The organism is Flavobacterium sp. 9AF (genome assembly GCF_902506265.1).
GTDB lineage: Bacteria > Bacteroidota > Bacteroidia > Flavobacteriales > Flavobacteriaceae > Flavobacterium.
Map to the genome: position 1 here is coordinate 1 of NZ_LR733588.1, position 22,613 is coordinate 22,613.

23 protein-coding genes are annotated in these 22,613 nt (G+C 28.2%); 18 read left to right on the top strand and 5 right to left on the bottom strand.

Features of this window, described 5'->3' with window-relative positions:
- From HALO113_RS16060 to rnr, 4 genes are all read right to left on the bottom strand, one after another.
- Positions 1–468, bottom strand: a 468-nt coding sequence (locus HALO113_RS16060; RefSeq protein ID WP_370519394.1) for a hypothetical protein, incomplete at its 3' end; no start/stop codon positions are given.
- Between the two features lie 2 nt (positions 469–470).
- On the bottom strand, positions 471–1,157 hold the full coding sequence (locus tag HALO113_RS16065; protein WP_159780155.1) for a LysE family translocator: 687 nt from the start codon (positions 1,155–1,157) through the stop codon (positions 471–473).
- 44 nt (positions 1,158–1,201) lie between these two features.
- Positions 1,202–1,867 (bottom strand): head GIN domain-containing protein, encoded by a 666-nt coding sequence (locus HALO113_RS16070; RefSeq protein ID WP_159780157.1) that lies wholly within the window; start codon positions 1,865–1,867, stop codon positions 1,202–1,204.
- A gap of 30 nt (positions 1,868–1,897) precedes the next feature.
- Positions 1,898–4,075 carry a ribonuclease R gene (gene rnr / locus HALO113_RS16075; RefSeq protein WP_159780158.1) on the bottom strand — a complete coding sequence of 726 codons (2,178 nt, stop codon included), beginning with the start codon at positions 4,073–4,075 and terminating at the stop codon, positions 1,898–1,900.
- Between the two features lie 200 nt (positions 4,076–4,275).
- Here rnr and HALO113_RS16080 point away from each other — a divergent pair, with 200 nt between their 5' ends.
- The 6 genes from HALO113_RS16080 to HALO113_RS16105 all read left to right on the top strand — a co-directional run bounded on the left by HALO113_RS16080 (position 4,276) and on the right by HALO113_RS16105 (position 10,649).
- The gene (locus HALO113_RS16080; protein ID WP_159780159.1) at positions 4,276–4,515 is read left to right on the top strand and encodes a DUF2007 domain-containing protein; all 240 of its coding nucleotides are present in this window, start codon (positions 4,276–4,278) and stop codon (positions 4,513–4,515) included.
- A 631-nt stretch (positions 4,516–5,146) separates the two neighbouring features.
- Entirely contained in the window at positions 5,147–5,578 is a 432-nt protein-coding gene (gene rpiB / locus HALO113_RS16085) for a ribose 5-phosphate isomerase B (protein WP_159780160.1), read from the top strand.
- A gap of 73 nt (positions 5,579–5,651) precedes the next feature.
- Complete coding sequence (locus HALO113_RS16090; protein WP_159780161.1) at positions 5,652–6,554, top strand: cation diffusion facilitator family transporter; 903 nt, start codon at positions 5,652–5,654, stop codon at positions 6,552–6,554.
- 14 nt (positions 6,555–6,568) lie between these two features.
- Entirely contained in the window at positions 6,569–7,621 is a 1,053-nt protein-coding gene (locus tag HALO113_RS16095; protein ID WP_159780162.1) for a hypothetical protein, read from the top strand.
- Between the two features lie 3 nt (positions 7,622–7,624).
- Positions 7,625–8,446, top strand: coding sequence for an NAD(P)H-hydrate dehydratase (locus tag HALO113_RS16100; RefSeq protein ID WP_159780163.1), 822 nt, complete (start codon positions 7,625–7,627; stop codon positions 8,444–8,446).
- Between the two features lie 79 nt (positions 8,447–8,525).
- The gene (locus HALO113_RS16105; RefSeq protein WP_159780164.1) at positions 8,526–10,649 is read left to right on the top strand and encodes a Tex family protein; all 2,124 of its coding nucleotides are present in this window, start codon (positions 8,526–8,528) and stop codon (positions 10,647–10,649) included.
- 78 nt (positions 10,650–10,727) lie between these two features.
- On the opposite strand, the gene HALO113_RS16110 is transcribed toward HALO113_RS16105, so the two are convergent.
- Positions 10,728–10,928, bottom strand: coding sequence for a twin-arginine translocase TatA/TatE family subunit (locus HALO113_RS16110; protein ID WP_159780165.1), 201 nt, complete (start codon positions 10,926–10,928; stop codon positions 10,728–10,730).
- A 129-nt stretch (positions 10,929–11,057) separates the two neighbouring features.
- Here HALO113_RS16110 and HALO113_RS16115 point away from each other — a divergent pair, with 129 nt between their 5' ends.
- The 12 genes from HALO113_RS16115 to HALO113_RS16170 all read left to right on the top strand — a co-directional run.
- Positions 11,058–11,927, top strand: a complete 870-nt coding sequence (locus tag HALO113_RS16115; protein WP_159780166.1) for a murein hydrolase activator EnvC — start codon at positions 11,058–11,060, stop codon at positions 11,925–11,927.
- Positions 11,928–11,930: 3 nt separating this feature from the next.
- Positions 11,931–13,442 (top strand): GH3 auxin-responsive promoter family protein, encoded by a 1,512-nt coding sequence (locus HALO113_RS16120; protein ID WP_159780167.1) that lies wholly within the window; start codon positions 11,931–11,933, stop codon positions 13,440–13,442.
- Position 13,443: 1 nt separating this feature from the next.
- Positions 13,444–14,322: a carboxypeptidase-like regulatory domain-containing protein gene (locus tag HALO113_RS16125; protein WP_159780168.1), complete on the top strand. Its 879-nt coding sequence runs from the start codon at positions 13,444–13,446 to the stop codon at positions 14,320–14,322.
- A gap of 44 nt (positions 14,323–14,366) precedes the next feature.
- Positions 14,367–16,058 (top strand): hypothetical protein, encoded by a 1,692-nt coding sequence (locus tag HALO113_RS16130; protein WP_159780169.1) that lies wholly within the window; start codon positions 14,367–14,369, stop codon positions 16,056–16,058.
- A gap of 5 nt (positions 16,059–16,063) precedes the next feature.
- Positions 16,064–17,026: a hypothetical protein gene (locus HALO113_RS16135; RefSeq protein ID WP_159780170.1), complete on the top strand. Its 963-nt coding sequence runs from the start codon at positions 16,064–16,066 to the stop codon at positions 17,024–17,026.
- Positions 17,027–18,043, top strand: coding sequence for a dTDP-glucose 4,6-dehydratase (rfbB, locus tag HALO113_RS16140; protein WP_159780171.1), 1,017 nt, complete (start codon positions 17,027–17,029; stop codon positions 18,041–18,043). It begins immediately after the preceding gene.
- A gap of 242 nt (positions 18,044–18,285) precedes the next feature.
- Positions 18,286–18,459, top strand: coding sequence for a four helix bundle protein (locus HALO113_RS16145; protein ID WP_236554773.1), 174 nt, complete (start codon positions 18,286–18,288; stop codon positions 18,457–18,459).
- Positions 18,460–18,537: 78 nt separating this feature from the next.
- Positions 18,538–19,401, top strand: a complete 864-nt coding sequence (gene rfbA, locus HALO113_RS16150) for a glucose-1-phosphate thymidylyltransferase RfbA (RefSeq protein ID WP_159780172.1) — start codon at positions 18,538–18,540, stop codon at positions 19,399–19,401.
- A 2-nt stretch (positions 19,402–19,403) separates the two neighbouring features.
- Positions 19,404–19,955 carry a dTDP-4-dehydrorhamnose 3,5-epimerase gene (rfbC, locus tag HALO113_RS16155; protein ID WP_159780173.1) on the top strand — a complete coding sequence of 184 codons (552 nt, stop codon included), beginning with the start codon at positions 19,404–19,406 and terminating at the stop codon, positions 19,953–19,955.
- Complete coding sequence (rfbD, locus tag HALO113_RS16160) at positions 19,949–20,866, top strand: dTDP-4-dehydrorhamnose reductase (RefSeq protein ID WP_159780174.1); 918 nt, start codon at positions 19,949–19,951, stop codon at positions 20,864–20,866. Before rfbC ends, rfbD begins: the two co-directional genes overlap by 7 nt.
- A 4-nt stretch (positions 20,867–20,870) precedes the next feature.
- Positions 20,871–21,977, top strand: coding sequence for an acyloxyacyl hydrolase (locus HALO113_RS16165; protein WP_159780175.1), 1,107 nt, complete (start codon positions 20,871–20,873; stop codon positions 21,975–21,977).
- Between the two features lie 5 nt (positions 21,978–21,982).
- A partial coding sequence (locus tag HALO113_RS16170) for a GIN domain-containing protein (RefSeq protein ID WP_159780176.1) occupies positions 21,983–22,613 on the top strand: 631 nt, incomplete at its 3' end.

Sequence of the window (22,613 nt, forward strand, 5' to 3'; positions counted from 1 at the left end):
GTTATAAATATAATTTTTCTCAGTTATAAAGAACTGTTTAGCAAATTTTGAATTTTTAAAAAAATTAATATAATGATTATTTGAAGTATAAAAGTCAATAAGTGGTTTTTGATTAAGATTAAGTTCTTTTTCATCATTAAAAAAATTAATCACAATTATATCTAAACTATCAACTTTACTATTTGATAAATTTTGTAATTCTTGAATTAAAATATTTTTGTTTTTATTATCTATTGTACCTATTTTATAATGCTCAAATAATTCATCTATTTTATTACTTTTTACAAGTTTTAAATTTATTATAGAATCACTTTCGAAAATACTGTAACCAATGTCTTTTCTTTTTATTTTTTTTAAAAAAAACTCTTTACTTACAGTATCATTATCTATATCAAATAAAAACTCTTTTTTTGTATTTTGAGCAAATAAACCATAACTAATTAAAAGTAGGATATATATAATTTTCATTTTTATTCGCTTTTAAACATATCAAAATGTTGCTGTAATTTTTGTTTTTCGTTTGGAAATAAACCTTGAAGCATGAAAAACAATCCGAAAATTAAAATTACAATACTTATAACTCTTTTAATTTTATAAATGTTTTGAGGCGTCAATTTATGTTTTAATTGTTTCGCTAAAAGTATTTTAGCTATGTCAAATAAGAGATAAAAAAATAAAATAGCTCCAAAGAAAATGGTGATACGTTCGGTATTCATATTCATCTTTGGTCCATGAGTAATAATAATCATTAACCAAAAACCTAAAACCCCTATATTAATGAAATTTAGTAAAAAACCTTTGAAAAATAAGGCAAAATAATTGTTTTTAGTAATATTATCTTCTTCATCTTCAATTTCTTGTCTTTTTTTATACGTTTTTTTTAATTGTATAAAAGAAATTAACCCATAAACAAGCATTATTAAACCACCCACAATAAAAAGGGTAGGATTATCTTTTAATTGTTCGAGTAGTTGGTTTGTACTTAAATAAGCAATTAATATGAATAAAATATCACCAAAAACAATACCTAAATCTAAAGTTAAAGCAGCTCTAAACCCTTTGGTTATACTAGTTTCTAAAAGAACGAAAAAACCAGGACCAATGGAAAAAGCCAAAAGTAATCCCCAAGGAATAGCTGCTAAAATATCTTGCCACATACAAACAAAAAAACAAGTTAAAACACGAAGGTAAGAAAATAAAACTATTTTGCTTGTTCTATAGTACCTCCTGCTATTGTTTTTTGGTTGATTTGCATTGGTTTTCCATGAATCAAAATTGTTCCACCAGCTCTAATTTTAGCATCAACTAAATCAGTTGCATAAACATCAGCTTGGCCACCTGCATTTCCAGTAATCGTGGTTTGTTTAGTTATTAACTCTTTTGCTTCATATTGAGCACCAGAATTTACTAATACATCAGCATAATCAACATTTCCTGATAGTTTTAAAATACTACCTTGAGAAGCTCTAACATTTAATTTATCTGTGTCTAATTTGATTTTTATTTCTGAACCTTCTTTAGCAATTAAATCAAAAAGGATTCCTTCAAAGGTATCATTTGAAGAAACTCTAGAACCTTCATTAGCTTCAATTGCCTCTATTTTTGTGTAATAAACTGTAGCAGAAATATTATCTCCTTGTAACAATTTACCAAAACTCATGCGTATTTTTAATTCGCCATTTTTGTTTACTAATTCTACATCTTCTTTTTTATCTCCTTTTAAAACTACTTTATTTTCTGTACTTTGAATAAGATAAACATCAATTTTATCAAAAGCGGTAACTTTTGAAAAATCACCAACTTGTTTCTCATTTTGAGCAAAACCTAAAGCGCAAACAAGCACTAAACTAAACATTAATTTTTTCATAACTTCTTATTTTTTATTGTCTTAATTCTTTTATTCATTTTTTCTTAGGTACCAGAAATCTAATTGCTTTTTAACTAAATCTGCATTTTTAACCTTTACAAATACTTCATCTCCAAGTTGTAAAATATTCTTTGAAACTTCACCTACTAAGGCATATTGTTTTTCATCGAAAGTATAATAATCATCTTTTATTTCTCTAATGCGACACATTCCTTCGCATTTGTTTTCTATAATTTCTACATAAATTCCCCATTCGGTAACACCAGAAATGACTCCTAAAAACTCTTCATCTTTATGATCTTGCATGTATTTTACTTGCATGTATTTTATAGAATCTCTTTCTGCCTGTGCAGCTAAATTTTCCATATCTGATGAATGGCGGCATTTCTCTTCATAATCTTCTTCATTCACACTTTTACCTCCATCTATATAATGTTGCAGCAAACGGTGTGCCATAACATCTGGATAACGACGAATAGGCGAAGTGAAATGGCTATAATAATCGAAAGCTAAACCATAATGACCAATATTTTCGGTAGAATATGCTGCTTTACTCATAGTTCTAATAGCTAAAGTATCCACTAAATTTTGTTCTTTTTTTCCTTGCACTTCTTCTAATAAAGTATTCAAAGATTTTGAAATAGTTTCTTTTGATTTAAAATTTATTGAATAACCAAATTTTGTAATCACATTTTGTAATCCAAAAAGTTTATCTTCATTAGGCTCATCATGAATACGATATACAAAAGTCTTTTTCTGTTTACCAATAAATTCTGCTACTTTTCTATTGGCTAACAACATGAATTCCTCTATCAAATGATTAGCATCTTTACTTTGTTTAAAATAAACTCCTGTAGGTTCAGCATTTTGATTTAAATGAAATTTTACTTCCACTTTATCAAAAGAAATAGCACCATTAGCCATTCTTTTCCTTCTTAAAATTTTAGCTAATTCATCTAATTTCAATGTTGCTTCAACTATTGGTAGAGGTACGTTATATGTTGCACCAGTTAATGAAATTTCAGCAGGAATTATATCACTTTTACCCTCAATTATAGCTTGTGCTTCTTCATAAGCAAAACGTTGATCACTATAAATTACGGTTCTTCCAAACCAAGAATCGACAACTTCTGCTTTTTTATTCAATTGAAAAACAGCAGAAAAAGTATATTTTTCTTCATGAGGTCGAAGTGAACAAGCAAAATTTGAAAGTACTTCAGGGAGCATTGGTACAACTCTATCCACCAAATAAACCGAAGTAGCTCTATTATATGCCTCATCATCTAAAATAGTTCCTTCTTTTACATAATGTGATACATCCGCAATATGTACACCTATTTCATAATTACCATTCTCTAATACTTGAAAAGATAAGGCATCATCAAAATCTTTAGCGTCTTTTGGATCAATAGTAAAAGTGAGGATATTTCTCATATCTCTCCTTTTAGCTATTTCTTCTTCTGTTATTGAAGTGTCTATTTTATTAGCATAAGTTTCAACTTCAATAGGAAAATCATAGGGTAAACCATATTCAGCAAGAATGGCATGAATTTCAGTATTATGTTCTCCAGGTTTACCTAATATTTTTATTACAGTTCCAAAAGGTGAATCTGCTTTTTTGGGCCAATCTTCCATAGAAACTAAAACTACTTCTCCATGTTGAGCACCATTTATTTTATTCTTTGGAATAAAAATATCGGTGTACATTTTAGCATTAGTCGTAGTAACAAAAGCAAAGTTTTTTTGAATATCGATAACCCCTACAAATTCTGTTTTGGCTCTTTCTAAAATTTCTAAAACTTCAGCTTCCGGTCTTCTAGAACTTCTTCTATTATAAATATAAGCTTTAACTTTATCACCATCTAAAGCATGGTTCAAATTAATAAAAGGGATAAAAACATCATCTTCTAATTCATCACAAACAAAATATCCAGTTTTACGAGATGTCATATCTATAATTCCTTCATAATATTCAGATTTAGAAATAATTTGATACTTCCCTCTATCTGTTTCGTGTATTTTATCTTGTGATTTTAAAATTTTTAAATCTCTAATAATTTCATTTCTACTCTTGGTATCACTTAATTCTAAAACGGCAGCTATTTGTTTGTAATTAAAAGATTTTGAAGGTTCTTTAGATAGTATTTTAAAAATTTGTGCTGTAAAATCCTTTTGTTTTTTACCAAGTTTTTTTGATTTCTTACTCATTATATCATTTATCTGTGCTTTAATATTTTTTATGAGAATACATGAATATCGTTATTAAAACTTTTTGTATTCTATAAAATTTATCTTGGCTATATTTTAATTAATGTGGAAAGTTACGAAATTGTTATAAGTTGTAAGATATATGTGTTAAGTTTTAATATAAATCTAACATTATTTATCTTTATAAAAAGTATTTATTTATGAAAGAATTTGTAACTGTTGCTGTTTTTAACTTTCCTCATGAAACTTTTATTTTAAAAAATTTATTAGATCAAGAAGGTATAGAATATATTTTTCAAAATGAAACTTTAGTTTCTATTGATCCATTTGCTTCAATTGCTTACGGAGGGATCCAATTAAAAGTACATCCAAACGATTTAATAAAAGCAAAAGAAATTTTAGACAGTTATAAAAATGACAATCATTTAAAAATTGTTTAGTTTAAAAAAAGAGAGTTTTCAACAGTATTTAAAAACAACAAAAATTCTTTTTTAAAATTTTAAAATTTATGATGGTTATGATAGCCTGTTAATATGTGGAATAAGTTTTTAAATTTATTAGCAATTTTAAAGTTGTAAAGAGTTATACAATTCTATTAACAGCTTTTTTTTTATTTAAAACTTTGATTTTTAATTTTTAACGAAACATTTCTTTTAAGTTATTAACAACTGTTAATTATCTTTTTTTTATGTTTTTTGTATATAACTTTTACATCAGATTTTGTTAATAAGTAAGGTTGATAAACTCATAAGTTTAGAATAAAAATTAAAAACTATTCCTTTATTTTTCATTTCTCTTTTTGATTATAAAAAAACTCCTTTCCTTTTTAAAAAACTTCTCTTTTTTTGTTTTTAGTTATTAACAAACTATGTTAATTTAAAGTTAGCTGATTATCAATACATTGTAAAATACTATTAACATTGGAGTGAATTAACTTTAAATTCATTTTTAGATAACTGATTCCTAGGTAATTAAAAAATACATTTCTAAAAAATAATAATAATTGGTTTCTCTTTTTTTACTCCATAGTTTATTACTTATTTTTGTAAGTAATAAACAACACAACCAATTATGATTATTTCAATCGGTAACGACCATGCGGGTCCAAATTACAAAAAAGCAATTGTTCAATTTTTAGAAACTAAAGGGCATCAAATTATTAATCATGGCACAGATACTTTTGATAGTGTAGATTATCCTGATTTTGGTCATCCAGTTGCAGAAGATGTAACTAACAAAAAAGCAGATTTTGGTATTGTTATTTGTGGTTCAGGAAATGGAATTGCTATGACGGTTAACAAACATCAAGAGATAAGAGCTGCACTTTGTTGGACTAAAGAAATTGCTGAATTAGCTCGTTTACATAATGATGCTAACATTATTAGTATTCCAGCTCGTTTTACTTCTGTTGAACAAGCCGTACAAATGGTGGAAACTTTTTTAAATACCGCTTTTGAAGGGGGAAGACACGCTAATAGAGTAAACAAAATTGCTTGTCAATAATAAGTAAGAAAATGATTTATAGACTATTTGTTATAGAAATGGTCTATAAATTAATCAGTTAAAAATAACAATAATGTCTCATAACCACATTCATAAGCATAATGTTGAAGGCAAGAATTTACTCTTTTCAATTGGGTTAAATGTTATTATCACTTTTGCCCAAATTGTTGGAGGTATCATTTCAGGAAGTTTAGCCTTAATTTCTGATGCTTTACATAATTTTTCTGATGTACTTTCTCTAGTATTTAGTTATGTTGCACATAAATTATCAAGAAGAAAAGCTTCTTTAGATCAAACATTTGGTTACAAAAGAGCAGAAATTTTAGCTGCTTTTGTTAATGCTGCTACATTAATTATTGTCGCTTTTATTTTAATCTATGGAGCTATTGAAAGATTCATTACTCCTCAAGAAATAGAATCTGTTTTAGTTATTTGGTTAGCCGTATTAGGAATTGTTGTCAATGGACTATCTGTAATTTTATTAAAGAAAGATGCGAGTCATAATATGAATATGAAATCGGCTTATCTCCATTTATTAACAGATATGATGGCTTCAGTAGCCGTATTAATAGGTGGTTTATTAATGCTTTTTTATAAAATATTTTGGATTGATAGTGTTATGACATTGGCTATTGCTATCTATTTGATTATTGTGGGTTATGATTTACTAAAAAAAGCAACTAAAATATTAATGTTATTTACACCAGAACACATTAATATTAAAGAATTAGTTAGAGAAGTACATAAAATTAAAGGTGTTAATAAATTGCATCATATTCATGTTTGGCATTTAAATGAAGAAGAATTGCATTTAGAAGCGCATTTAGATTGTTCTGAAGATATAACAATGAGCGATTTCAACTTGTTATTACATCAAATAGAAAAATTATTATTTGAAAAATTTCATATTAACCATATTAATATTCAACCTGAATTTAAAAAAGAAGATCCAAAAGATTATATAGTGCAAGATTAGAAGTAAAATTTAGTATGAATGAAGCAAAAAAGCAACTAAAAAAAGAATGTTTTCCTATTAATAAACCACTTCGTGATTATCTAGATAAATATAAAAGGTTAACCAAGACCAATGTATTTTATGATGATTTATTGCGTTTTCAAGGGGCAATATCTGTCTATGATAAACAAGGAAAAGATACTTTATGGGTAAGGGTATATTATAATGAATATGAAAGAGCAGAAATTGATAAAAATCTAAAAAAAATATATACGCTTCTACATTCTGATGGTAACGAAAGTAGTTTTGCTTTTTTAAATGTAGACCAAATTGATTTTTGTACGTTCGGAAATTCCAAACCTTTTCGAATTAAAGTCAGAAACATTTTAAATGACAATTACACGCATTTTTATATAAAAAAAGCAGATGCTTCTCGTATTTATGGATTAGAATTAGAACATATTTTATCTCCCAATCGGATTAATTATTTAGTTTTTAAAGACACTTTAATAGAAGAACACATTGTAGGAATTCCTGGAGACGTTTTTTTAGAGAACAATTTAAAAGAGTGTACAGAACATGCTAAATCCCAAATAGCCAAACAGTTCGTTAAATTCAATGAAAGATGTATGATTGGCTTATTAGGAGATATGCGTTCCTATAATTTTGTGGTTATACCAATTTATGATTTTGATCAATTAGTATTTAAAATTAGAGCTATCGATTTTGATCAGCAAAGTTATGAAGGTAGTTTTAAGTTGTATAAGCCATATCTTTTTAAAGAAAATTTTAAATACAATCAATTGGTACAAAATAAATTAAGTCAAAGTTCAATCGAACAGTATCAAAATGAAGAGCGATCTGTATTAGTAAAAAGGCTTAGAGATTCTAAAGAGAGAATACATGATTTATTAGATGCTATGAAATCTACCCCTTTAGCTCCTTTATCGCATATACAACAATTAGGAAAAGAAATTTATGATTATACACATGATGTAAATTTTAAAAAAGCGAAAACCATGGGTGAAATTGTTGAAGCAGCTCTTAATTTTATGAAGCGAAATTTTAAATTTGAAGGAGAAGAATAAGAAATGCAAAAAATAGATTTATCATTCATACAAACAGTTTATAAAAAAAGAGTCATTGATTCTCACAAAGGTACTCACGGACATGCTTTACTAATTGCTGGAAGTACTAATAAAATAGGAGCGGCTTTAATTGCTTCTAAATCTTGCTTACGAATAGGTGTTGGGTTACTTACTACTAATATTCCAAAAGATGAAAAAATAGCTTTAAATAGTTTTTTACCAGAAGCTATGATAGAATTTCGTGAAAATAATATCGATTTTTCTAAATATGATGCTATTGGAGTAGGACCAGGAATAAATACTAATGAAGAATCTCAAAAAATAGTTTTCTTTTCTCTTTTAAAGAACAATAAAAATATTATATTGGATGCCGATGCCTTGAATATTTTAGCTGAAAATAAAGATTGGTGTAACCAACTACCTAAAGATACAGTTTTAACCCCACATCCTAAGGAATTTGATCGGTTGTTTGGTAATCATTATACAAATGATGAAAGGCAAGTAACAGCCATTAATAAAGCAAATGAAATGGATGTTATTATTGTATTAAAAGGAGCTAAAACATTTATTACAAATGGTAAAGAAACATTTGAAAATACTACTGGAAATTCAGGTCTAGCAAAAGCGGGTTCGGGTGATGCTTTAACAGGAATAATCACCGGATTATTAGCTCAAAAATATACTCCATTACAAGCTTCAATTCTAGGGGTTTTTCTTCATGGATTAGCCGCAGATATTACTTTAAAAACACAAAGCGTAGAAAGTATGTTAATTACAGATGTAATAGAAAATTTAGGATTAGCTTTTAAAAAGTTAGAAGAATAAAAACACTTTATTTTCGTTTCTCTCTTTTATCATATTAACTTTATTTGTATAAATTGCACACCAGAAATTAAATAAAAAAATGACTCCTATACAATTTATAAAAACAGTCGTAAACACGGCTGACAAAAACATTGAAGCCACTTTAAAATTACTTTCAGAAGATTGTACTATTCCTTTTATCTCTCGTTATCGAAAAGATCAAACAGGAAACTTAGATGAAATAGAGATTGAAGCAATTGCTAAATTAGCAAAACAATATGATGAAATTGTAAAAAGAAAGGAAGCCATATTAAAATCTATTGAAGAGCAAGGCCAACTTACTTCTGAACTGAAATCTAAAATTCAAAATAGTTTTGATTTACAAGAAATTGAAGATTTGTACTTGCCTTATAAAAAGAAAAAGAAAACTAAGGCAGATGTAGCAAGAGAAAATGGTCTTGAACCTTTGGCAAAAATTATTATGGCTCAAAACAATGATGAAATTGAATTTGAAGCTTCTAAATATATTACTAAAAAGGTATCTAATGAAGATGACGCTTTACAAGGCGCTAGAGATATAATTGCGGAATGGATTAATGAAAATATGTACATCCGTAAAAATTTACGTCGTTTGTTCCAAAGAAAAGCAGTTATCTCAACTAAAGTAGTAAAAAAGAAAGCAGAGGAAGAAGAAGCACAAAAATTTCAACAGTATTTTGAATGGTCAGAAGCTATTTCTAAAGCACCTTCACATCGTTTATTAGCTATGCTTCGTGCCGAAAAAGAAGGATTTATAAAACTAAATGTAGAAATTGAAAATGAAGAAGCACTAGACTTTATCGAAGAGAATATTTTAAAAGGCAAAAACGAGAGCTCTCAACAAGTTAAAATTGCCATTAAAGACAGTTACAAACGTTTATTAGAACCTGCTATTTCAAATGAAACTTTGCAAGAGGCTAAGGCCAAAGCAGATGAAAAAGCGATAGACGTATTTGCAGGTAATTTAAGTCAGTTATTATTAGCACCACCTTTAGGAGAAAAAAGAATCATGGCTATAGATCCAGGATTTAGAAGCGGTTGTAAAGTAGTCTGTTTGGATGAAAAAGGCGATTTGTTATACAATGAAACCATTTATCCACATGCTCCTCAAAACGAAACCGCAATGGCGATGAAAAAAGTGCGTTCTATGGTAAATGCGTATAATATTGAAGCCATTTCAATTGGAAATGGTACGGCAAGCAGAGAAACGGAGTTTTTTATTAAAAAAATCGCTTTCGACAAAACAGTTCAAGTATTTGTTGTTTCAGAAGCAGGAGCATCTGTATATTCTGCTTCTAAAATTGCTCGTGATGAATTTCCTACGTATGATGTTACGGTTCGTGGTTCTGTTTCTATTGGAAGAAGATTAAGTGATCCATTAGCAGAATTAGTTAAAATTGATCCAAAATCTATTGGTGTAGGACAATACCAGCATGATGTGGATCAAACCAAATTAAAAGAAGAGTTAGATACAGTTGTTATACGATGTGTGAACTCTGTTGGAATTAACATCAATACAGCAAGTAAATCTTTGTTAAGCTATGTTTCTGGAATTGGAGAAAAAATGGCAGAAAATATTGTCACTTATCGATCTGAAAATGGTCCTTTTGAAGATAGAAAAGATTTGAAAAAAGTGCCACGATTAGGTGATAAAGCATACCAACAAGCAGCCGCTTTTATACGAATTAAAGAAGGGAAAAACCCATTAGATAATTCTGCGGTGCATCCTGAAGCTTATAAAATCGTTGAGAAAATGGCAAAAGATTTAAAAATTTCAGTAAACGAATTAATTGCCAACAAAGAAAAGATTAGTCAAATAAAATTAGAAAATTATATTACTAATGAAATTGGAATTTTAGGATTAAAAGATATCGTTAAAGAATTAGAAAAACCAGGTTTAGATCCTCGAAAAGCCGCTAAAGTTTTTGAATTTGATCCCAATGTAAAATCCATACATGATTTAAGAGCGGGAATGATTTTACCAGGCATTGTGAATAATATTACTGCTTTTGGTTGCTTTGTAGATGTAGGGATCAAAGAGAGTGGTTTGGTACACATTTCACAACTTAAAGAAGGATATGTTTCCGATGTGAATGAAGTCGTTAAAATACACCAACATGTGCAAGTAAAAGTCGTTGAGGTAGATGAAGGAAGGAAAAGGATTCAATTAACAATGATCTTGTAAAACAAAAAATTCCAAATTCCAAGTTAAACTAGGTTTAAAATCGGAATTTGGAATCTTTATATTTAAAATTGTGGAGATTTATTCTTTCGATTCGTCTTCTTTTTTGCTCAATTTTTGGTCTTCATCTTTCATAGCGTTTTTAAACTCTTTCACACCACCACCAAGACCTTTCATTAATTCTGGAATTTTTTTACCACCAAAAAGTAATAAAACAACAATGATGACAAGAGCGATTTGCCATGGTCCAGTAACGCCTAAAAATATTGTTAATGCATTCATGATTTCAATAATTAATGATACAAAGATAAAAAGAAAAATAGAAACCTTTATTTTTTAACTAATAATTATACCGTTTAACCTAAAAAACCGTTGTAATTAGTATATTTGTAGGTAATAATTGAAAGTTAGATGACAAAAAGAAGAAAAAAAAGGCAGATACTTTTAAAAAAACTTTTCAATAAGAGACGATTAGTTATTCTTAATGAAGACACTTTTGAAGAAACCTTTTCTTTAAAGCTAAATTTAATGAATGTTTTTGTCGTAGTAACTCTATCTGCTATCTTTTTAATTAGTATAACTACTTATATAATTGCTTTTACACCCTTAAGAGAATATATACCTGGATATGCTTCTACTCAGTTAAAAAAAGATGCTATGAATTTAGCAATCCAATCTGATTCACTTCAAAAGAAAGTTGAAGTTAACAATGTTTACATTGCTTCTATAAAAAAAGTTTTAACAGGAGATTTAGAATATGCTAAGTTGAACAAAGATTCTCTAAAAGCATCAGAAAAACAAACTATAGATGAAAGTGCTTTAGCTACTTCTGAAGTAGAAAAAGAATTAACTAATAAAGTTATCCAAGAAGATAAATACAACGTTTTTGAAAATGCCAAACCTAAAGTAAATTTTGTATTATTTTCTCCTGCTCAAGGTACTATTATAGAAAAATATAGTGCTAAAAATAACTTTTTAGCGATTAAAATAGCTTTAGCCGATAATACACCTATAAAATCTGTCGCTTCAGGAACTATTATTTTTTCAGAATGGACACCTTCTTATGGCTATGTTGTTATAATTGAACATCAAGAAGGTATTTTATCCGTTTATAAAAATGCAGCTTCAGTTACCAAAAAACAAGGCGATACAGTAAAATCAGGAGAAGTTATTGCCTTAGCAGGGAATTCATCTAATACTGAAAAAAGTAGTACGCTACGTTTTGAGTTATGGAAAGATGGTTTTCCCATTAACCCTACACAGTTTATTAATTTCCAATAATATATGTCAATTAAGGTTTTAGCGGCAAAAATTTTTGCTAAGCATATTTACCAAAAAAATCAAAAATGGATTACTAATCCCATTGTTACTCAAGAAAAAGTATTTGAAGAATTAATAAAAACTGCTCAAAACACAGTTTTTGGAAAGGATCATAATTTTAAGAATATAGTCACATTTGACGATTTTACTAATAATGTTCCTATACGAGATTATGAAGAATTAAAAACGTACATTGAAAAAGTAATTAAAGGAGAAGAGAATATACTTTGGAAAGACAAACCTTTATATTTTGCTAAAACTTCTGGAACCACATCTGGTGCAAAATACATTCCTATTTCTAAAGAATCTATGCCTTTTCATATAGAAGCTGCTAGAAATGCTATATTAAACTATATCCATGTAACGGGTAAGGCAAGTTTTGTAAAAGGGAAAATGATATTTCTCCAAGGTAGTCCAATTTTAGAAGATAAGAACGGTATTAAATTAGGAAGGTTATCTGGAATTGTTGCCCATTTCGTTCCCAAATATTTGCAAAAAAATCGTATGCCTAGTTGGGAAACAAATTGTATTGATGATTGGGAAACCAAAGTAAATGCTATTGTCGAAGAAACAATTCAAGAAAACATGACCGTTATTTCTGGAATTCCTTCATGGGTTCAAATGTATTTTGAAAAATTAAAAGAAAAAGCAAACCAACCTGTAGGTACCCTTTTTAAAAACTTTAATCTATTTATCTATGGAGGTGTAAACTATGAGCCTTATAGAGCGAAATTTGAAAATTTAATAGGAAGAAAAGTAGATTCAATTGAATTATTTCCTGCTTCTGAAGGTTTTTTTGCTTATCAAACTCAAAATTATCATACAAGGAATAATGAAGGAATGTTACTGTTATTAAATGCTGGTATTTTTTATGAATTTATCAAAGTAAATGAATTTCATTCAATTTCAGAAAAAAAAGTAAAATCATATACGATTGGTGAGGTTGAAGTGGGTGTAAATTATGTTATGATTATATCGACTAATGCTGGTCTTTGGAGATACAACATAGGTGATACAGTACAATTTACTAGTGTAAAACCTTATAAAATTATTGTTTCGGGTAGAATTAAACATTTTATTTCAGCTTTTGGTGAACATGTAATAGCTAAAGAAGTAGAAAAGGCATTACAACAAGCTATTGAAGGAACAGAAATACGTGTAAACGAATTTACTGTGGCTCCTCAAATTACACCTAATGAAGGACTTCCTTATCATGAATGGTTTATTGAGTTTGAAAACGAACCTAAAAGTACTGAAGAGTTTGCATTACAAATAGATCAAGCGATGAGAAAGCAAAATATTTACTACGATGATTTAATTGAAGGAAAAGTTCTTAGAACTTTAGTGATCTCTAAAGTTGAAAAAAATGGCTTTCAAGACTATATGAAATCAATAGGAAAGCTTGGAGGACAAAACAAGATTCCAAGATTAAGTGATAATAGAAATATAGCCGATAATCTAAAGATAATATCTTAAAATGAAACAGAACTTGAACTATCTATTTTTCCTTTTTTTTAGTCATAGTATTGTATTTTCTCAAATAAAAGGTATTGTTAAAGATAGTATTTCAGGAGAACCAATCCCTTTTGTAAATATTTGGGTAGAAAACGAAGAAAATGGTACTACTTCAGATATAGACGGAAGCTTTACATTACAAGTAAAAGACACCCATAAAAACTTAATTTTTTCTGCCTTAGGCTTTTATCGAAAAACTCTTCCAATTGCAAAAAGTGAAACAGTTTATTTAAAAGCGGCTGTAATAGAATTAGATGAAGTAGTTTTATTGAATAAAAAAGAAACGAAAGAAATCGAAATAGGTACAACTTCTAATAGCATATTACAAACCTTTGATAATGGACCAAAAATTGAAGCAAAATATTTTCCTTATGAATCTTCTTATAAAAAAACACCATTTATAAAATCAGTTATAATTCAAACAGATAATAAATTAGAAGAAGCCACTTTAAAAATACATTTTTACGAAGTAAATGATGATGGTTCACCAGGAAAAGAATTACTTTCTAAAGATCTGATAATAAAAATAAAAAAAGGCGTTTTAAAAAATAAATATTCAATAGCAAAATATAATTTGGTATTACCCAAAAAAGGAGTGTTTGTTGCTTATGAAAAATTAATTATAGAATCCAATAAGTTTGAAAAAATAATAATTGATACCAATACAAAAAAAGAAAAAACACAAAAGACATATCAACCACTTGTTTTATATAATTATGTAGAAAGAGACTTTTTATATAGTTTTTATGGAGGAAAATGGAATAAAAAAACAAATGAACAAGTCCCTCAGGATAAATTAACCATATTTGAACCAGCTATTAATCTTACTTTAACGAACTAAAAAATAAAAAACTTATCTTTGTCGGTTAGATAAACAAAATATTAATGAAGGACATTAAAAACATTTCGCGTTCTAGAGCGCAAGAGTCGTCAGCAGCTATTGAACGACTGTATATTACCATGAGACATTTATTTAACAGAGGTTTTTATAAACCTATGGGTGTTTCAGGAGAAACATTAAGACAAGCTTTACTTTCTTTACGACCAGAAATTTATGGAAGTATTGCAGAAGAAAAAGTAGAGTTAAAAGGTTTGCTCTATGTAATAGAAAGACTTCCTATAGGGATAGAAGAATGTAGATATATCAATTTGACTTCAGACGAAGGATATTCAAATTCACATTTTAAACCTATTGTACCTCCCAAAAGAAGAAGAAATTGTTATCGTATAGATGATGAACAAATGAATGTGGAAATAACCAGAGGGCGTTCAGACATTTATGATATTTTAACGCATCTAACATTCATTTTTATAGAATCACATAAAATTAAAGACAGAGTTTTAATTGCAGATGATGGGACAGTTACTCGTGATTGGCAAAAACTAGAGCAAGCAGTTCAACAAACTAAAAAACTTTCTCTAATTGAAAGAGAAAAAGCTATTTCACATGCTGCAAATGTGCTAGGAAGAACTTTTGCTGAAGTAAAAGATATCTATGATGATTTTGCTATTGCTGAAGCTCCCGACCGATTCATACACGTTGTTTATTGGTTAGGAAAATTAGCCATAGAAGAGATTGTAGATAATAATAAGAGAACAATTACTTTTAGTCCAATTTTAAGAGAGCGTTTAGGTCATCACATATACGGAGATATTTGGGCAACTAATATTAAAGAGGTATTACTTGAAAACAATTTAATAGACAGACCTTTACATATCATAAGTGCTAATATGCATAGTGTGATGAATTCTATTTTTGCAGAACCTGTTATTGGTAAAAAATACAAAGAGGCTTCTTCTTTCCAAATGTTTGAAGATTTAAGTAGTTCAAGTAATAAAGAACTCCGTAATAAGGTTGAAGAATATGCTATTAAACAAGGTATGATTTTTTTACCTGATACTTCAGGAACCAATATAGATGTTCAAATTTTTGACACTGCAAAAATTGATATCAAAAAGACCATTTTTTCAAAAGCTAAATCTGATGAACACAAACCAGTTTTAATAGTTATGGATTATGCTTTTGGAGAGCAAGCTTTTGAAACCATTGACGAATTATTAAAACCATTTAAAACAGATAAAAAAAATAAATTATTCTTAAATGTAGAATCGGTTTCAATAATGGGTAAAGCTGGAATTTTACAGGGAGGTAAAGGAGATATTATGATTCCAAATGCTCATGTTAATGAAGGTACAGCAGATAATTATCCTTTTGAAAATGAATTAACAGCGAGCATGTTTGAAGGTAATGATATTCCTGTTTTTTCTGGACCTATGATTACCGTTTTAGGTACTTCTCTTCAAAATAGAGATTTATTAAAGTTTTTCCACGAGTCAACTTGGGAAGCTATTGGATTAGAAATGGAAGGAGCGTATTACCAAAAAGCAATTCAATCTGCTTCTAAAATTCGAAAAAGTATTAATGCGAATGTAAAAGTACGTTATGCGTATTACGCTTCTGATAATCCTTTAGAAACAGGGAGTACATTAGCTTCAGGTGGTCTAGGAACAACAGGAGTAAAACCGACGTATTTAATTACAATTAAAATTTTAGAACAAATTTTTAATATAAACTAAAAGCTATGAGTGCAAATTCTCAAGACCAAGAGATAGATTTAGGACAAGTTTTAAAAAAAATTAATGGGATATTTAATACTTTTTTAGATTCTATTTTTGATTTTATTCTTTTTATTAAGAGGAAAATTATAACAATAATATTACTGGTTATTTTTGGATTTGGATTAGGTTATTTTTTAGACAGTATAGACAAGTCTTATAAGCATAACATCATTGTTTCTCCAAATTTTGGCAGTGGAGACTATTTATATGCTAAAATAGATTTATTAAACGCTAAAAAGAAGGAAAACGATACTATATTTCTTAAATCAATTGGAATAAAAGATGGAAAGAATTTTGGAATTATAGAGATAGAACCTATAATTGATATATATAAATTTATATCTAATAAACCAGAAAATTTTGAATTAATTAGATTAATGGCTGAAGATAATGACTTACAAAAAATAATTGAAAACGATATTACCAGTAAAAATTATCCATATCATAGTATTACTCTAAAAACTAAAGGGACTACAGAATATGCAAAATCGATAGATCCTGTATTGAAATTTTTAAATGATTCAGAATATTTTAATGCGCTTAAACAGCAAAATTTACAAAACATTAAAGAAAAAATGACACAAAATGATAGTACTATTAGTCAAATTAATGTCATTTTAAATGAATATAAAAATCAAAAAAACAATCAAAAGAGTGATAAGTTAATTTATTATAATGAAAACAATCAAATTAATGATATAATAAAAACGAAAGATGCTTTGGTTTCTGAACAAGGTACAAATAAAATAAATCTTATTAATTCAGATAAAATAATTAAAGCGATAAGTACAACATTAAATATTAAAAATACAACCGGGATAAACGATAAAAGAAAATTTGTATTTCCTTTTATATTTATAGTTATATTCTTTAGTTTTTATTTATTAAAGAAATTTTACCACAATCAACTCAATAAAAGAAGTTGAATGAAATCAATTTTAATAACAGGAGGTGCTGGTTTTATTGGTTCTAATTTTATACCCTATTTTCTAGAGCATAATCTAGATTATAAATTGGTTAATTTAGATGCTTTAACATATGCTGGTAATCTTGAAAATCTAAAGGATGTAAAAAATAAATCCAATTATATATTTGTTAAAGGAGATATTTGTGACAGAAAATTTATAGAGGAATTATTTGATAAATATCTGTTTCATGATGTTATTCATTTTGCAGCGGAAAGTCATGTAGATAACTCCATTTTAGGTCCAGAAGCTTTTATTAAAACTAATGTTTTAGGCACATTTAATTTATTAGATGTTGCACGTAAATTATGGATGAACGGACCAAATAACTATAAAGCTGAATTTAAAAATTCACGTTTTCATCATGTATCTACAGATGAGGTTTATGGAACTTTAGGCGAAACAGGTTTGTTTGAAGAAACCACACCATATGCACCAAATAGCCCATATTCTGCATCAAAAGCAGGTTCAGATATGATTGTTCGTAGTTATTTTCATACCTACGGAATGAATGTAATTACAACGAATTGTTCTAATAATTATGGACCTAAACAACATAACGAAAAGTTAATTCCTACCATTATTAGAAAAGCATTAACTGGAGAAAATATTCCAATTTATGGTGATGGAAAAAATGTACGGGATTGGTTATATGTATTAGATCATTGTAAGGGCATAGAATTAGCTTTTAAAAAAGGGAAATCAGGAGAAACCTATAACATTGGAGGTAGAAATGAAAGAAATAATTTATATATAGCAGATAAGATTTGTTCTATCTTACAAGAAATAAAACCAAAAGAATCTGGAGGCAGTTATAAAGATCAAATCACATTTGTAAAAGACAGACCAGGTCACGACTTAAGATATGCTATAGATGCGAGCAAGATAGAAAATGAATTAGGATGGATAGCAGATGAAAATTTTGAAACAGGAATTGTAAAAACTATTGAATGGTACCTTGATAAATTTGCCAATTAGCCGATTCAACAATGTGCTAATTATTGTATTATTTATAAAATAGGCGCATTGACATATTGAACATTGAAAATTAATTATATACGCCTGATAACATTTAAAGAAAAGTACAACGAAAATTTAATTTTATTAAAAAGTTTTGAATTTGCAAAAAAAGTAGTTCTGTATACTGAAAAACTAGAAGAAAATAAAAATTTGTAATAGCAAATCAATTATTAAAATCAGGAACTTCAATTGTAGCTAATATAAAGGAAGCTCAAAGTGCAGAAAACAAGGCGGATTTTATTCATAAGATCAAAATTGCAATTAAGGAAGCAAACGAAACAGAGTTTTGGTTACTTTTATGTAATGAATTAGAAAATTACCCAAATTCTGATGAATTATTAAATGATATTTTTGAAATTAAGGATATCAAATAAAATTATCGCTTCATCAAAAAAATAAATTAATTTAAAAATTGGTACATCGACATATTGTCTAATTACCACATTAAAAACATGAAAGGAATAATATTAGCAGGAGGATCAGGTACTCGTTTACACCCACTAACATTAGCAGTAAGTAAGCAATTAATGCCTATTTATGACAAACCGATGATTTATTACCCTCTTTCTACTTTAATGTGGGCAGGAATTAGAGAGGTCTTAATCATTTCTACACCTCAAGATTTACCTTTATTTAAAAAACTATTAGGAGACGGAATCAGTTTAGGTTGTAGATTTGAATATGAAGTACAAGAAGAACCAAATGGATTAGCTGAGGCATTTATAATCGGAAAAGATTTTATTGGAAAAGATAAAGTAGCACTTATTCTTGGCGATAATATTTTTTATGGTACAGGCTTATCAGAGTTATTACAAGCAAATAATAATCCAGATGGAGGTATTGTTTATGCCTATCATGTTCATGACCCTGAACGCTATGGTGTAGTAGATTTTGATAAAAACGGAAAAGTATTATCAATTGAAGAAAAACCACTTCAACCAAAATCAAATTATGCGGTTCCAGGTATTTATTTTTATGACAATCAAGTTATAGAAATAGCGGCTAATATTAAGCCTAGTCAACGTGGCGAATTAGAAATTACCGATGTAAATAAAGTTTATTTGGAAAAAGGAAAGCTTAAAGTATCTATTTTAGATAGAGGAATGGCTTGGCTTGATACAGGTACATTTCAGTCTTTGATGCAAGCGAGTCAATTTGTACAGGTCATTGAAGAACGTCAAGGTTTAAAAATTGGTGCGATAGAAGAAGCGGCTTATAAAATGGGTTTTATTACTAAAGAAGCCTTAGAAAGTTTAGCTAAACCTCTATTAAAAAGTGGTTATGGTAAACACTTAATGAGTTTGATTAAAGAATAAGTATGACATTTTTAGAAACTAAATTAAAAGGATGTTTCATTATTGAACCGACTATATTTCATGATGAAAGAGGTTATTTTATGGAAAGTTACAATGAAAAAACGTTTCAGGAAGGAATACATCAAAATGTTCATTTTGTTCAAGATAATCAATCATATTCTACTAAAGGGGTATTAAGAGGATTGCATTACCAATGTGGAGCATTTGCTCAAGCAAAATTGGTTCGTGTTTTGGAAGGGGAAGTTTTAGATGTAGCAATAGATATAAGACCTAATTCATCCACATTTGGAGAATATGTTTCTGTTTTATTATCATCAGAGAACAAAAAGCAATTTTTTATCCCTAGAGGATTTGCTCATGGATTTTTAGTTTTAAGTGAATCGGCTACTTTTTTTTATAAATGTGATAATTTTTATAATAAAGAAAGTGAAGGAGGTATCATCTATAATGATGCAGAATTAAAAATAGATTGGAAATTTTCTTTCGAAGAACTAATTGTTTCAGAAAAAGATAAAAATTTACCCACTTTACAAAAAGCAAAAAAAATATGGTAGTATTAATAACTGGGGCAAATGGTCAGTTAGGTCAAGCACTATTTTCAATTGAAAGAAACTACCCTTCAATTGATTTTGTTTTTTGTAATTCAAAAGAATTAGATATTACTAATAAAGAAAATTGTAAACAAGTCTTTGAAAAACATAATCCTAGTTTTTGTATTAATGCTGCAGCCTATACTGCAGTGGATAAAGCGGAAACAGAGCCAGATAAAGCTTTTGAAATTAATGCTAATGGAGCTGAAAACATTGCAGAAATTTGTAAGACTTATAATACCATTTTATTACATATTTCAACTGATTTTGTTTTTGATGCCTATTACTCTAAAAGTACTGCTTATTATGATAAAGAATTACGACTACCTCTTAAAAGCAATTTAGGTCTTACTGAAACAGATGTTCCTTTTCCATCAGGAATTTACGGTTTAACCAAATTACAAGGAGAACAAGTTGTTCAACACCTTTGGAAGAAACATTTTATCATACGAACATCCTGGTTATATTCTGAATTTGGTACTAATTTTATGAAAACCATGCTACGATTGGCAACCGAAAGAGATACTTTATCTGTAGTTAATGATCAAATTGGAACACCTACTTATGCTGTAGATTTAGCTGAAGCTTTAATTACTATTATGTTATTTTGTACTTCTAGAAATGATTGGGATAACTTTTATGGAATCTATAATTTTAGTAATGAAGGGCAATGTTCTTGGTATGATTTTGCAAAAGAAATTTTTAACGAGAAAGATATAAAAATCAATTTACACTCTATACCTACCACGTCTTACTCTACACCTGCAAAAAGACCACAGTATAGTGTTTTGGATAAAACTAAAATAAAAGAAGTCTTTGCTTTAAATATTCAAAATTGGAAAAGAAGTCTTCAAGATTGTCTTCAAAAAGTATAAAGGAATGAAACCAATTTTATGTATCTCTTTGTTCTTCTTCTGTTTTAGTTCTTTTTCTCAAAATCAAGAAAAAGAAAACAGTTATTTTGATATTCAAGTTTTTAGAGGAAATATATATAAACATAAAGACGAAGTGAGTCATTTAATTAGTGGTCATCCTAATGGATTTATGTTGAGTTATAATTGGAAAACCAATGGCACTAAAGAATGGCATCAGGCTTATAATTATCCAGATTATGGGATATCTTTTCATTACATTGATTTCAAAAACAATTATTTGGGGCATAATTTTGCTTTAGGAGTTCACTATAATTTTTATTTCTTAAAACGAAATTTAATGTTCAGAGTGTCACAAGGAATTGGTATGACATCACACCCTTATGATAAAGAGACCAACAACAAAAACATAGCTTTTGGAACAAAACTAATGGATAACACGTATTTTTTATTACAATACAAAAAAGAAAACATAATAGACGGCATGGGTTTACAAACCGGATTTTTATTGAATCATTTTTCTAATGGAAGAATAAAATCACCTAATATTGGTTTAAATACTATAGCATTTAATTTTGGAATCAACTACATTTTTGATGACCAAAAAGAAATAAAGAGAGATTCATTACTTCCTAAGTCTAATTTTGTTGAACCTATTCGTTATAACATTGCCTTTAGAACAGGTGTTTCTGAAGGACCTATAACAGGTATAGGACAAAAACAGTTTTATCATTTAGGTTTTTATGTTGACAAACGATTAGGTAGAAAAACTGCTTTACAAGCAGGAACAGATATTTTCTTTTCTAGATATTTAAAAGATTATATTCAATTTGTTTCAGTTGCTTTCCCAGAAAACCATTCAAACTATACCCATCCCAATACCGATTATAAAAGAATAGGTTTGTTTTTAGGACACGAATTATTTATTAATAAGTTATCTATCGAAACACAGCTAGGATATTATATTTATAAACCATTTCATTATGAGGATAATATTTATCAAAGAGTTGGACTAAAATATTACCTTTACAAAAACTGTTTCACAGGTATTGGTTTAAAAACACATAGAGGAAGAGCTGAGGCTGTAGAAGCAACTTTAGGAATACGATTATGATAAAAGTGAACGCATATATACTACTATTATTATTGTTAGTTAGTTGTGGTATATCAGAAGATTGTTTTAAGGGAAATGGAAACAGAATTGTTCAATCCTATGCTTTAGAAGGTTTTACAAAAATTACAGTTCATGAAGGAATAGCATTAATTATCAAAGAAGGACCCGCATATCAAGTTAATATAGAAACTAATGATAAAATTTTAGAGAACTTGAGTCTAATTATTGAAAATGATATGCTTATTATAAAAGATAACTCAACTTGTAATTTAGCTCGAGATTATGGACAAACAATCGTTTATGTAACCACACCTAATCTAACTGAGATACATTCTAAAACTAATCAAAATATAATAACTGATGGGGTATTACACTATCCTTCAATAAAAATATTTTCTTTAGATTTAGAAGATGATGCGGGAACAGGTGATTTTTATTTAAAAATTGAAAATGAATTTTTATATATTGAAAGTAATAATATTTCTAACTTTTATATAGAAGGAAAATCAAAATATTTTGATATATATTTTACATGGGGAGATGGAAAATTTAATGGTAATAATTATATAATTACCGAAGACGTTAATTTATTTCATAGAGGCACAAATGATATAATATTTTCTCCTAAATATATAG